Here is a 13,226-nt window from a genome sequence, read left to right as displayed (position 1 = left end):
CGAACCGTGACGCTGCGAAAAATTTCCCATGTGTCAATTGTCATTGCTGATACACTCATCTGTTGCCCCCTTTTCGAGAGCGGCTCTGGAGTATGAGGGCATTTTCCACTCCAGGTGTCCTTGTCAGTCGTCCATTGTCGATGGTCAACGTCGGCGCAATAATAAAGGAGCCGCAACCGCCCCAAACCTGCCCGCCTCAATCATACTCCCTTGATTTTGATAAACACCTGACCAAGCAGCAAATAGCTCTAGGGCCATCTGTCGTACCTCAATCTCCTCTACACCCAACTCTAACGCACTCAAAGCCTGAGTCCAAGCCACCGGAATGCCGGCAACTCCCACATACGCCCCACACAACGCCCCAGCACATAAAGCCGCCAGTCGAGGAGACTTCCCCGCTCGCAAGGCTCGAATCACGCATAATCTAAAATCTTCTGAGTACCTCAAAAAACTATCAAAAGCAATAGCCACCGGCACTGTTTGTCCTAAAAATTCCCCTGTGCTCGGCTTTTGCCCTTTCACAGAATCGCGTCCCACCACCCGCAAGAGCGTTTCTAAACCGCTATCATCTTCTGGGGACGATTGAATTCTACTTAGCTGATTTGCCAAAACCCCATCCCCTATCAAGTCTTGTTGCAGCCGCTCCACCGTTTCCCCAATCAAGACTTTTTTCACCAGCTTTTCTTGCAATGCCAAAGAAATCCCATATCCCAGCGCCAAAACCACCTGCTGCGTAAATTCACCATTAGGCAAATTTAAACAAGCTTCCTGCACACTCAACTTTTTTTTCAATTCCTGTTCATGCAAATATAACGCCAAAGGCAGTGTCCCTAAAACCACATCAACCGTATCTATATTTTCTTTTTCCGCCAGACTTTGCCAAAAGGATTTTTGCACAAATCCTTCTTTTATTAACTTTTCTGCTGCTGCTTTTTGAATAGCAATTCCCCGTGACGTTGACACAGACCGACTTAAATTCTTACTTCCCACGCCAAACCAGGCCAATTTTTGCAAATCAATTGCATTTTCTTCATAACCGGCCCCCAACCTCTCGGCTACCGCAGCCCCTAACAAACAGCCCTCAAATCGACTCAACAGCGAGTAACGCATTAGTCAACCTCAACATCGCCCGTCAGTGGCTATTAGTTTTCCCTTGTAGCTAAGTAGTTGGGATGCTCGCCCGCAAGCTTCCTATAACTGCCTACCGCAGCCCAAAAGCACACACAGTGACTACGGAGTTTTATTCAAAAATTCCACCAAAGCAAGAAGGCCGAGACGGTAACTTTCTGCTCCAAAACCACTAATTTGACCGATAGCTACCGGCGCAATATAAGAGTGATGGCGAAAAGCTTCTCGGCGGTAGATATTACTCAAATGGACTTCCACCGTAGGGATAGCCACACCGGCCAGCGCATCTCGAATGGCTACACTCGTATGCGTATAAGCCCCTGCATTAATCAAAATCCCTTGATGCTGACCAATTGCCGCATGAATAGCATCCACAATCACACCTTCATGGTTTGATTGCAACACAGAAACTTTAACTCCCAACGTTTCCGCTTTTTGCGTTAATTGGTTGTTAATTTCATCCAAAGTCACCGAACCATAGACCCCTGGTTCTCGTAGACCCAGGAGATTGAGATTTGGCCCATGTAACACCAAAATACTTAACAAAGTAACCTGTCGCTTATTTTTATGCTTAACAGACTAACGGCGGCGTTTAGAATCATTCACCGGCACTGGTATCGGTTCGGGTTCTGGCTGAACATCAGGGCCAAGCAAAGCCTCTATCAGCTTCCGAGCCAATTCTTTAATTTTTTCCAGTACCTTATCAATGTAATCCATTGAACCGTGCGCTCCTTTAATTCAGCGTCAACCATCGTTTACCAGCCAAACCCGACGCGAGACAGATAAACGAATATGTGTTCTTTACTTAATAATAACGAATCATCGAGAATGGTCAAGCCGAATTAAGAGCTTTGTTAAGAAGTCTGCAACTTCCGGCGTAAATGGTCGAGAGCGGTACAAGCACTAACATGACGAATTAACTCACGTTCCCGCAGAGGGCCAAAGCGATATTCAAAACTTTCGACTTCTCCAGAAGGAGCAGCCAGACCAATATAAACCAACCCCACCGGCTTAGTTTCAGAGCCGCCACCGGGGCCAGCAATGCCGGTAATACTAATTCCCCAATCGGAACCCAAAGCAGAACGCACACCCAAAGCCATTTGTTCAGCCACCGTATCGCTGACGGCGCCTAATTGAGATAAATCTTGATGATTGACACCCAAAAGAGAGATTTTCACTTGATTGTCATAGGAAATGACACCACCAAGGAAATAACTAGAACTGCCAGAGACTTCCGTAATCATTTTGCCAAGACCGCCGCCGGTGCATGATTCAGCAACACCGAGAGTGTGGCCGGTGTGCTCCAACAATTGTCCGACAACGCTTGCCAGAGTTTCGTGATCTGCGCCAAAATAATCGCTGCCGGCAATTGCCTTAAGTTGAGCTTCCACCGGCGCAATTAACTCTTGAGCTTCCTCTTGACTGGCAGCTTTAGCAGTAATTCTCAGCTTCACCTCGCCTTGAGAGGCATAGGGGGCAACGGTTGGGTTCGGCAAATCGAGAAAACTGTCCACTTTTTCTGCCAAAGCCGACTCAGAAATGCCCCAAAACTTTAATGTGCGGCTGTAAATGACATTTTTGCCCCAACCCTGGTTTTTCAGGAAAGGGACAGCCGTTTCGCCCCACATCCGGTGCATTTCTTTGGGAACCCCTGGAAACGTAAAAAGCGTTAAATTGGGGGTTGGTTGCCAAATAATACCAGGAGCGGTGCCGGTCGGGTTAGGTAAAATTTCTGCACCTTGGGGAATCAAAGCTTGTTTGCGGTTGGACGGTGCCATTGTGCGACCGCGTGCTGCATATTTTTGGAAGATATCTTCTACGATATCTGGGCGTTCTATTAAGGGGGTGGCAAAAAAGTCGGAGATGGTTTCGTGGGTGAGGTCATCTGGGGTGGGGCCAAGACCGCCGGTAAAAATAAGAATTTGGGCGCGGTTTTTGGCAATAGCAATAGCTTGTTTGAGCCGGTCGGGGTTATCGCCGACAACGGTTTGGTAGTAGTGGGGAATGCCCAAAGCGGCTAATTCTTGGGCGAGGAACTGGGCGTTTGTGTTGAGAATATCCCCTAAGAGTAATTCTGTTCCGACACAGATAATTTCAGCGCTCATGCGATTTTAGATTTTTGATTTAAGGGTGGGGCGATTTAAAATTTTAATTTGTTTGGAAAGGTATTTAAGGGTGGGGAGATTTAAGGCTGGCCCGATTTAAAATTTTAGTTTGTGAAAAAATGTCAAAGTGCCACCTCCCAAGTGGCGTAATCTGGGGATGTCTCTGGGAGTGGCCAGAGACGCTTGGTTGCTAAGACTGACGACCATGTTTCCAGACGCGCCAACTCATATAGCTGAGGAGGGCTGTGGCGGCGGCGGCATAGGCTAAACCGCTGGGAATGCCGGAAAAGGCGAGGGCGAGGGTACCGGCCCAGAGGGTAAGAACGTAGATAAATAAAACTGTGCGCCGGTGAGAAAGACCGGCCCTCAAGAGACGGTGGTGGAGGTGGCGTTTATCGGCGCTAAAGGGGGATTTGCCGTCTCGCAATCGGGAGAGAATAACGGCAGACATATCTAAGATGGGTACTGCCAAAATTAAGTAGGGCAAAAATACGGCTGTGACGGCGGTGGTTTTGACTAAACCGATCACTCCTACGCCGGCAAGAGTGAAGCCCATAAAATAGGAGCCGCCGTCGCCCATAAAAATTTGGGCTGGGTTAAAGTTGTAGCGCAAGAAACCCAAGGCAGCACCGGCTAGGGCGGCTGCGATTAAGGCGGCGGCTGGTTGTTTCATAAATAAGCTTACCACCAACATAACGACGGCGGCGATGCCTGAAACTCCGGCAGCAAGGCCGTCTAAACCGTCTATCCAGTTGATAGCGTTGGTCATGCCGACTAACCATATTACGGTGAGGGGCAAACTTAAAAGTCCGATTTGGGTTAGACCGGCCCCTGGAATCGTCAGAAAATCGATTCGCACGCCTACCAACCAAACTAAACTTGCTACGGTGGTTTGCATGGTGAGCCTACTCAAGGCTGAGAGGCTGAATAAGTCGTCTGCTAAACCGATCAGAAAAAAGGCGATGCCGCCAAGGGTAACGCCCCAGATTTCGTATTCTTTTTCTCCGTGTAGGGGGTATCCATTGGCATCGACAAAGCCTCCTAAACTCCAAACGAGTAAAAGGGCGACCAGGGTGCCGGTGAATATTGATACTCCTCCTAAACGCACCATTGGACGCTGGTGGATTTTGCGTCCGCCCGGAGGGTCAAACCGGCCACTTTTGAGGCCAATTTTTTTGACGATGGGTGTACTCAACAGGACGACCAGAGAGGACACCGTAAAGGCTAGGAGGTGGTACAGATGGTAAGGCATCTGAATTCAGTATGGGGCGACGTAAGATGTCAGCCAGAGTCTACTACATTTCAGTCATTCGCCGCTATGGCATATTTACCGGGAGTGAATTAACTGGGTTTTGAGAGAGTCTGCTGTTGTTTTTATGATGCGGCAACTCGGTCGCTGCCTTAGTAACTGAAGTCACGGGCAAAACAATCTGTCAAACCTACCAAGCTATTAATATTTTGTCAAGGGGGTAGGGAGAAATTGGGTTTTTTAAATAAACTTTGCTGCAAAAGTAGGGCTGGTTTTAGTTGTTTAACTCTGGCGGCAAACAACATCGAAAAAATGTCAAACAAGGTTGACAAAAATGTAACCAATTGGTTGCAAAATTCACAACAAATGTAACCAATTGGTTCCACAATGCAAAAGCAGGAGATCCATGCTTCCCAAAATTCAAACAATGTAACTTTTTTGTACAGACATTTGTTTGTGGGAGGGTGTGCCGGTTATGAATGACGATTAGACTAAGGCTGGCACCGGCACGTTTAGATGAGGATACAAGGGGAAACGTTCGCACAAAGCAGCGACGCGGCGGCGGCATTCTGCGGCTACGTTTTCGTCTTCAGGGTTTAAAAGCCGGTCGGCTATTATATTGGCAATTTCGGTGAATTCTGGAACTCCCATACCGCGAGAAGTCATGGCCGGTGAACCTAAACGTAAGCCACTGGTGACAAAGGGGGATTCAGGATCGAAGGGGACGCTGTTTTTGTTGGCGGTGATGTTGACTCCGCTTACGAGTTGGTCGGCTTGTTTGCCGGTCATGCCCATAGAACGCAAGTCTACAAGCATCAGGTGATTATCTGTCCCACCTGAAACTATTTTGAAGCCACGTTTTTGCAATTGACCGGCCAATGCGCGAGCGTTTTCAATCACTTGGGCAGAATAAGCTTTAAATTCGGGTTTAAGGGCTTCACCAAAGGCAACGGCTTTACCGGCAATAACGTGCTCAAGCGGGCCGCCTTGGGTGCCGGGGAATACGGCTTTATCAAATTTTTTGCCTAGTTCGGGGTCGTTGGTGAGGATTAAGCCGCCACGTGGGCCCCGCAGGGTTTTGTGGGTGGTGGTGGTGACGACGTGGCAGTGGTTGATGGGGTTTGGATGGTGGCCGGTGGCTACTAAACCGGCAATATGAGCAATATCTGCCATCAAATAAGCGCCTATTTCATCAGCAATTTCTCTGAATTTGTCGAATTGAATGATCCGAGGATAGGCAGAATAACCGCAAACAATTAATTTAGGCTTGTGCTTTTGGGCAATTTCCCGAACTTGGTCATAGTCTAGTTGTTCTGTTTGCTGGCTGACTCCATATTGAACAACTTTAAACCATTTACCCGAAACGTTTACGGGTGAGCCGTGTGTTAAGTGACCGCCGTGTGACAAGTCCATGCCCATGATGGTGTCACCGGGTTCGAGTAAACTCAGGAATACAGCAAAGTTGGCTTGCGCGCCTGAGTGGGGTTGGACGTTGGCATGAGCAGCACCAAATAGTTGTTTGGCTCGGTCGATGGCAAGTTGTTCGATTTCATCGATGTATTCACAACCGCCATAGTAACGTTTGCCGGGTAAGCCTTCGGCGTATTTGTTGGTTAATACTGAACCTTGGGCTGCCATGACGGCGGGGGAGGTAAAGTTTTCGCTGGCGATTAGTTCTAGGTGATCGCGTTGTCTTTTTAATTCTTTCTGGATGAAACCGGCAACGGCGGGGTCGGTTAATGACAAAATGTCTAGGTTGGTCTGAGTCACAGGGATTTCCTTGGATAAAAACGTTTTGGTTTCAAGCGAGTATGGGTGCTGTTGCTCCTAGCTTGCGTCAGCGAGGCCGGGGCACTACAGGGGCGAGCAGTCCCGCGTCATAGATATGTGGAGCTTTCTGTCGTGTCGAGGGCTCTACCTTGATGCCGACAAATGTCTTCCAAAACGTTTTATTATATCGTTTTTTTGGAAATTTGTCATCACTCAAGAGTTAATGGTTAGGTGTTGAAATTTAAGATTTGCGGCTTAAGGCTTAAATGCTGGTTGGCAAGTTCATCTATTTTGGTAATGGGGAGAAAAACTAAAAAACTTCTGAGCGCTGATTAACGGCAATCAAGCTGACTCGTTATCTGGAATACATTAAGCTGTGTTATAAATTACGGATTTTCTTTGAAGACTCGCATAAAATAAACTCAGCCCAAGCTGGTAATTAACTAAGTTCACTTTAGCCTCTTTTGGCTGGCTACGGGAACTTACTACGCCGGAGGTGTGTGATGTTTGTGATTTTGATGGATGACCAGATTATTTCTTCGCAAGCTGTTTGTCAAGGCTGTTTGATGGCGGATCACAGTGGTCAACCGCGTTCTCGTCAAGGTCAACTTGGCTGCGGTAGTCCTGTTCGTACGCCAACTGAAAGCCAGCCTGAGCAATACCAGTGCCAAATGGGTTTTCGTGTTGCTAATATTGGCTGAGTGCGGGCCGGTTGATTTCAGTGTTTTGTCTGGCTACAGGTTAAGGCGGGGATGGTAGCCGGGAGTGTTTTTGTGATTGCGCTATCCTGAGTTTAGGACTCATAGGATTTTAAATTTGAGTTTTTAAATTTTAACCAATAAGGAGGCTGATGGCTTTCTTATTTGATTCCTATGATTCTTTTTGCCAAATGGTATCATCGAATAAGCGATTTACTTTGGAGGATAGCTCATGTCTTGGCGCGGGACTACTACTGTTTCTGAACGTATTTTTGCGGCTTTACCTTATTTGCTTCCTTTGGCTGATGGGATAGGGTTTGGAAAATTTCTGTTTGCCCAGTTTCCGGCTTTGGGGCTTATTTTTTTGCCGATTCTGCCGGTGATTAATTTATATAACAGTATTCCTTTTGCTGGGTTTATTGTGTTTTTTGCTCTTTTTCTTTTGGTGGTCAGGAATGAAAGTATTAATCACTTTATTCGCTTTAACACCATGCAGGCAATTTTAATTGATATTATTTTGATCTTGTGCAGTTTGGTTGTGCCTATTTTAGCGAGGGGCTTGCAAGTTCAATTTGTTATCGAGATTCTGTTTAATATGATTTTCTTGGGTCTTTTGGCGGCTGTGATCTATTCTGTTGTCCAGTCTTTCCGGGGTCTGTATGCCGAAATTCCTACCATTTCTGACGCGGTTCATATGCAGATTCGCTGATTAGTCATTTGTCATTTGTCATTTGTTGTTGAGTTATTTTTTCTTTTCAACGATGACTTTTGACTTTTGACTACAGCTTTGAAAATTTGTTCAGAGGCGGGGCAGGTTTATTCAGGTTGTTTGTTGGCAGCTATCAAATAGGGTTAACCGGCCTCTAACATTACTGGCTTTATTTTGCGATAGTTCTTCCTTATCAATTTTAGCATAGCATACCCGCTAGGCTCTTGTCAATACCAATCTCTTCTTAAACCGGCTATTTTTCAAGAAACCTAGATTTTAAAACATCGGCTGTTTAAAAGAAATCGGGGTTATTAAAGAAAGCCGGTTTCTCAAGTTGGCAGTTATCAATTAGGGTTAACCGGCCTCTAGCATTAGAGGTGCTTATTTGGAGATAGTTCTTCCTTATCGATTTTATCATATCATACCCGGTTGGGAGTTGTCAAGCGAAATTCACTCTTAAACCGACCATTTTTCAAGAAACATAGATTTTAAAACACCGGCTGTTTAAAAGAAATGGAGGTTATTAAAGAAAGCCGGTTTTTCAAACATAATCAATGGTTTGTAGTAGACTCAAACAGTAGTTAATCTCTCAACTTCTGGGAAAAAAGCGAGTTTATGGGACAAGCAGCAATGATGGAGTGGATTGTATCACAACCAACTCTCCTGGGCAGCAACCCAGCTACAAATAACCAAACAACAGCAGGCATTTCGGAACTGGTAATTATCTTAATTATTCTTTTAATGATTGCGACGGCTGTTGCGCTTGTCACCCAGCGGCTAAGAATTTCCTATGTGACAGGTTTGGTGTTAGCCGGTTTACCCATTACCGATGTTTTGTCTCGTAGAATTGGCTTAGATCCCTCTTTAGTATTCAATCTTTTTTTACCGATTCTTATTTTTGAAGCCGCGATAAATACAGATATCAGCCGTCTTCGCAATGCCTTTAAACCCATCGCAATTTTAGCCGGCCCAGGGTCTATTTTTTCTTCAGCAATTATAGCTTTTCTGGTAAAATTTGGCTTAGGGCTTCCTTGGATTCCTGCTTGGCTGATCGGTATCATTCTGGCGAATACAGATACAGTTTCAATGATTGCCGTTTTTAAAGAAATTCGCGTACCTTCTCGGTTAACAACAATTGTGGAAGGAGAAACGCTGTTTAATGATGCAGCAGCCCTAGTTTTATTTAATTTAATTTTAGTCGTTTATTCTACCGGTTCTCTCACCGTTGCCCAAGGTGTGAAAGAAGTGGTGGTAGTTGCCCTTGGTGGGGCAATTGTTGGGGGTATTTTAGGCTACTTAAGTCTGCCGATATTTGTTCGCTTAAATGATTCTTTGAGTAGTCTTTTGCTAACCGTTGCCTTAGCATTAGGAACATTTCAAATCGGACAATTTTTAGGTGTATCTGGGGCTGTTGCTGTAGTTATTGCCGGCCTGATTTTTGGGACAATTGGACTTCCGCAAAGTCCCTCAGCCTCGAATCGAATTACCTTACAAAGTTTTTGGGAATATGCCGGTTTTGGCGTCAATACATTTATTTTTCTGTTAATTGGCATAGAAATTAACCCGATGACTTTGTGGAGAATTTTACCCTCTATTATTTTAGTAATTTTGGCCTATCAATTAGCACGCATTCTCTCAGTTTATCTATTGTTGGCAGCACTGCGATGGTTTGACCGGCCAATTCCGATGGGCTGGCAACACGTTTTATTTTTAGGCAATATTAAAGGTTCTTTATCTATGGCATTGGCGGTTAGTATTCCGCTGAATTTAACCGGACGAGATATGATTATTGAATTAGTTTTTGGTGCTGTTTTGTTTTCTTTGGTGGGGCAGGGATTAAGTTTACCCTGGATGGTAAAAAGGCTAAATATTAGTTCTGTTTCTAATGCCATGCAAGAAACTGGACGTTTACAAATTCAGTTAATTGCTTCTAAAGCAGCACAAGATGAATTGGATATTTTACTTAAATCAGGTGTTTTGCCAAAAGCAGTTTATGAGGAGTTATGGGCATCCTATCAGGCAAGAGTTGCAATGTCTGAGCGAATATTGCGGGATCTGTATAATCAACATCGGGCCGGTCAAGTAAAAGATGATAATGTTGGATTAGATGCTATTCGCCGGCGTTTGCTTTTAGCGGAAAAAGGCGCCGTTAGTGATGCCCTGCGTAAGCGAATTGTTCCAGAAGATATGGTGGAACCTTATATTAAACAATTGGATGAGAAACTTCTTTCTTTGGAAGACGATTAGCGTGAATACCCAGAAAATCTATCATGGTGTGGACTAATTCAGGACGAGTCACCACTAGAATTGTTGATCCGGCTTCGAGAACAGTATTTCCATTAGGAATTTCTAAATTGCCGGCAGCATGAGATTGATAACCAATAATTAAGGAACCTTTGGGAAAATGCGGATCTTGAGCGATATCAACAATAGTACGACCGGCTACATAGCAATTTTCTGGAACGGGTAGTTTTAAAACTTCAACTTGCCCTTGTTCAAAGTGCATCATTGATTCTACTTCTGGGTATTCAATAGCATTAGCCATTGTTGCGACTGCTAAATCAATGGTGCTGATAATATGGCTGGCTTGAGCAAGTCTATAGGCTTCGAGAAATTCAGAATCACGCATTCGCACGACTATATGAGAAACTCCATAACTCCGTGATAAGGTGATCATGGCTAAATTTAAGGCGTCATCTCTCAAGGCTGCGACAACTGCGTTTGCTTGTCTAATACCGGCTTCGAGAAGTACAGTTGTACTAACGGCGCTACCTTCAAATGCCATGACACCAATTTTTTCACGGGCAAAGCGACAGGCAACCGGGTCTGTGTCTATAATTCCTATGGTATGACCGAGTTCTAATAACTGCTGAGCTAAATTCAGCCCTACCATGCCGGCGCCACCAATCAATATATACATAGCTACGCATTTTCCTCAAAACTCACTCTATAACATTTACCCTATTAATCACCCTAGCTGCTGGTTAATGCTTGTCGTTTTTTTAAGGGAAGTGCTGGAGGTTGTTGCATTTATCTCAATCTCAAAAAAACTTTATTGATGTTGAAGAGCGGATAAAGAAGAGGGGAGGGGTTGACAGCCATCCCCTCGCTATGCTATGATAAAGTTGATGAGGAAGAACTATCTCGCAAACAAAATACCAGTCTGCTTGCCTGCCGGCCCCCGTAATTAAGAGCCGATAAAATCAGAGATTTTTGCAATTTATCTCCATCTCAAAAAAACTTTATTGATGTTGAAGAGCGGATAAAGAAGAGGGGAGGGGTTGACAGCCATCCCCTAGCCATGCTATGATAAAATTGATGAGGAAGAACTATCTCGCAAACAAAATACCAGTCTGCTTGCTTGCCGGCCCCCGTAATTAAGAGCCGATAAAATCAGAGGACGGGGTGAGGAGAGAATTTGAAACGAGAACAAAGCAGAGAGCACCCTGAAAAAAGCAACAGGCAATAGACGTTTAAAAAATAACCAAGATCCCCCCACAGTAGAGCAACCACAGCCACCGTTTCAGGCTACAAAGGGGGAGAGTTTTAACAAATGACCAATGACCAATGACCAATGACCAATTTAAGGTCTACCGGCCACTGTATTTTCGAGGGTGCCAATGCCTTCAATTTCGATGCGGATGCGGTCGCCAATGTGCACCGGCCCGATGCCAGAAGGAGTGCCGGTGAGGATGACATCTCCAGGGAAAAGAGTCATTATCTGGGAAATATAAGCAACGAGAAAATCGGGTGAAAAAACCATTTGCTCAAGGTAGGCTGCCTGCACCGGCACAGGGTTGGAATTGAGGAAAGTTTGTAAACGAGCACCGGGTGTTAATTCGCGGACGATCCAAGGGCCAAGGGGACAAAAAGTGTCAAAACCTTTAGCTCTTGTCCATTGATTATCTTGTCGCTGTAAGTCTCTAGCTGTGACATCGTTGGCGATGGTATAACCCCAAATTTTCATTTGTGCTTGTTCGGGAGTGCAGTTAAAACAATGTTCGCCAATAACGAGAGCCAGTTCTCCTTCGTAGTCTACGCGGCTAGATTGGGGCGGATAAATGATTTCCGTTTGGGTGGGAATAATCGTGGTTGGGGGTTTAAGAAATAAAAGAGGCTCTTTGGGAACTTCGCCTCCCATTTCGGCGGCGTGGTCGGTGTAGTTCTTGCCAACGGCGATAATTTTAGAGGGGGCACAGGGCGCGAGCAGGTGATAGGTGTCTGGTTCAAGTTCTGTGCCGGTGGGTTGTCCTTTTAACCAGGGAGGTGCATCGAGTAGTTGGACGCTGCGGCTGAGTTGTAGTAGTCCATAGTAAATTCTTGCTTCAGGAGTTTGGATGCGGACATAGCGCTGGGCCATAGGTTTGAGAGTGGTTTTAGGGTTGTTTGTTGTTGGTATTGGCAGATATCTATACGCTTTTGGTGTTTAGATTTGGGTTTTGGGGTGGCTGGGAGTGCGTGGGGTTGGTGGGGTTTGGCCGACAGTCATACCAGGCGGGTTCAAAGCAAAATAGAGTCTGGGCAGAAGTTGGTTGCTCACAGTTTTGAGGTGATTGGTGGGTGAAAAATAATGAACACGAATTTTACCAAAATCCAGAATATTCTAATGGGTGAGTTATTTTGTAGCGGTTGTTGTTTTTTCAGAAATCCTTGTCAATTTTGAGGAGAAGGGTTGATTTTAAATTTTAGATTTTAATGGCCATAAAAATTGCTAAAAATTATGGTTGGGTGGGCTTTGGTGTTTTTGAGCCGAGGCTTGTCTAAAAAACTGAGGCTGTGATATGATGTGAGTTTTGGAAGTAAAAACCCTTGTGGCAGCGTACCTAGTGTACGGGCCGGTGGGTGAAAGCAAGCTAGGTTATTGAGGAAAATGAGCGACATTTACGAAACGATGTACATTTTGCGCCCTGATTTGGGCGAAGAGTTCACTGAGCAGGCAATTGCGAAATATCAGAAAATTTTGCAAGATAATGGCGCTGAAAATTTGGAAACTCAGCACCGGGGTAAGCGGCGTTTGGCCTATGAAATCAAACGCTGTCGGGAAGGTGTATATATTCAAATGAATTACACCGGCCCCAGAACGATGATTGCGATTCTCGAACGTGCTATGCGTTTAAGTGAAGAAGTCATCCGTTACCTGACAGTGACTCAAGAAGTGCCAAAACCAAAGCCAGAGCCGGCTGCTGCGGTTTAAAAGTCCGCCTAGCAGAGAGCGTCCGCTGGGAAAAAGCTGCTACCAAACGGCTCATTAATTTGCTCGTTGATATTAAAATCTCCCCTGCCGTTCGCTTTCGCGTGATGCGAGTTAGCGATGCCGACAGGGGAGAAAATGCTTTTAGATTTACCGAATCGCCGTTTTACCTCAGTTTTTGACCTGGTTAAACCAGGTGGGTGCCAAGGCATCCGACTTAAAGTTTCCGGCTACTGTGGCCGGTCTACTGCCGTCGGTTATTTTTTGATGGCTCCCTTATAAGACAAAGCATAGATCAAAAAACATTATTGGCAGTCACCAACGGTTCAGCGAATCTTTCTCTATTGTAATACATTTGCAAATTTTGGCAAGGGGG

Annotated in this window: 12 protein-coding genes and 1 other RNA gene; 4 read left to right on the top strand and 9 right to left on the bottom strand. The window is 45.3% G+C overall.

Going from position 1 to position 13,226, the window contains the following annotated elements:
- Nucleotides 1-144: 144 nt before the first annotated feature.
- From NG798_RS03820 to glyA, 6 genes are all read right to left on the bottom strand, one after another.
- A complete protein-coding gene (locus NG798_RS03820) occupies nucleotides 145-1,110 on the bottom strand; it encodes an ADP-ribosylglycohydrolase family protein (protein WP_261220452.1) in 966 nt (321 codons plus the stop codon).
- Between the two features lie 120 nt (nucleotides 1,111-1,230).
- Nucleotides 1,231-1,674: a type II 3-dehydroquinate dehydratase gene (gene aroQ, locus NG798_RS03815; RefSeq protein ID WP_261220451.1), complete on the bottom strand. Its 444-nt coding sequence runs from the start codon at nucleotides 1,672-1,674 to the stop codon at nucleotides 1,231-1,233.
- Nucleotides 1,675-1,707: 33 nt separating this feature from the next.
- Nucleotides 1,708-1,845 (bottom strand): hypothetical protein, encoded by a 138-nt coding sequence (locus tag NG798_RS03810; protein ID WP_261220450.1) that lies wholly within the window; start codon nucleotides 1,843-1,845, stop codon nucleotides 1,708-1,710.
- Nucleotides 1,846-1,982: 137 nt separating this feature from the next.
- Nucleotides 1,983-3,233: a competence/damage-inducible protein A gene (locus NG798_RS03805; protein ID WP_261220449.1), complete on the bottom strand. Its 1,251-nt coding sequence runs from the start codon at nucleotides 3,231-3,233 to the stop codon at nucleotides 1,983-1,985.
- A gap of 190 nt (nucleotides 3,234-3,423) precedes the next feature.
- Nucleotides 3,424-4,485 carry a glycosyltransferase family 4 protein gene (locus NG798_RS03800; RefSeq protein WP_261220448.1) on the bottom strand — a complete coding sequence of 354 codons (1,062 nt, stop codon included), beginning with the start codon at nucleotides 4,483-4,485 and terminating at the stop codon, nucleotides 3,424-3,426.
- 483 nt (nucleotides 4,486-4,968) lie between these two features.
- The gene (gene glyA / locus NG798_RS03795; RefSeq protein ID WP_261220447.1) at nucleotides 4,969-6,252 is read right to left on the bottom strand and encodes a serine hydroxymethyltransferase; all 1,284 of its coding nucleotides are present in this window, start codon (nucleotides 6,250-6,252) and stop codon (nucleotides 4,969-4,971) included.
- Nucleotides 6,253-6,755: 503 nt separating this feature from the next.
- Between glyA and NG798_RS03790 the strand changes: the two genes are divergently transcribed.
- The 3 genes from NG798_RS03790 to NG798_RS03780 all read left to right on the top strand — a co-directional run bounded on the left by NG798_RS03790 (nucleotide 6,756) and on the right by NG798_RS03780 (nucleotide 9,906).
- Nucleotides 6,756-6,953: a hypothetical protein gene (locus NG798_RS03790; protein WP_261220552.1), complete on the top strand. Its 198-nt coding sequence runs from the start codon at nucleotides 6,756-6,758 to the stop codon at nucleotides 6,951-6,953.
- A gap of 229 nt (nucleotides 6,954-7,182) precedes the next feature.
- Nucleotides 7,183-7,659 (top strand): Tic20 family protein, encoded by a 477-nt coding sequence (locus NG798_RS03785; protein ID WP_261220446.1) that lies wholly within the window; start codon nucleotides 7,183-7,185, stop codon nucleotides 7,657-7,659.
- A 615-nt stretch (nucleotides 7,660-8,274) separates the two neighbouring features.
- Entirely contained in the window at nucleotides 8,275-9,906 is a 1,632-nt protein-coding gene (locus tag NG798_RS03780) for a sodium:proton antiporter (protein ID WP_261220445.1), read from the top strand.
- Here NG798_RS03780 and NG798_RS03775 read toward each other — a convergent pair.
- Both NG798_RS03775 and NG798_RS03770 read right to left on the bottom strand, forming a co-directional pair.
- Nucleotides 9,863-10,579 carry a TrkA family potassium uptake protein gene (locus tag NG798_RS03775; RefSeq protein WP_261220444.1) on the bottom strand — a complete coding sequence of 239 codons (717 nt, stop codon included), beginning with the start codon at nucleotides 10,577-10,579 and terminating at the stop codon, nucleotides 9,863-9,865. The two genes, NG798_RS03780 and NG798_RS03775, sit on opposite strands and share 44 nt — an antisense overlap.
- A 663-nt stretch (nucleotides 10,580-11,242) precedes the next feature.
- Nucleotides 11,243-12,019 carry a fumarylacetoacetate hydrolase family protein gene (locus NG798_RS03770; RefSeq protein ID WP_261220443.1) on the bottom strand — a complete coding sequence of 259 codons (777 nt, stop codon included), beginning with the start codon at nucleotides 12,017-12,019 and terminating at the stop codon, nucleotides 11,243-11,245.
- Nucleotides 12,020-12,529: 510 nt separating this feature from the next.
- Here NG798_RS03770 and rpsF point away from each other — a divergent pair.
- A complete protein-coding gene (gene rpsF, locus NG798_RS03765) occupies nucleotides 12,530-12,853 on the top strand; it encodes a 30S ribosomal protein S6 (RefSeq protein ID WP_261220442.1) in 324 nt (107 codons plus the stop codon).
- Nucleotides 12,854-12,996: 143 nt separating this feature from the next.
- On the opposite strand, the gene ssrS is transcribed toward rpsF, so the two are convergent.
- A non-coding RNA gene (ssrS, locus tag NG798_RS03760) (6S RNA) lies at nucleotides 12,997-13,186 on the bottom strand.
- Nucleotides 13,187-13,226 lie beyond the last annotated feature (40 nt).

Source organism: Ancylothrix sp. D3o, from assembly GCF_025370775.1.
Taxonomy (GTDB): Bacteria; Cyanobacteriota; Cyanobacteriia; order Cyanobacteriales; family Oscillatoriaceae; genus Ancylothrix.
Note: the sequence above shows the minus strand (reverse complement) of the source record. Positions and strands in the feature narration are given on the sequence as shown.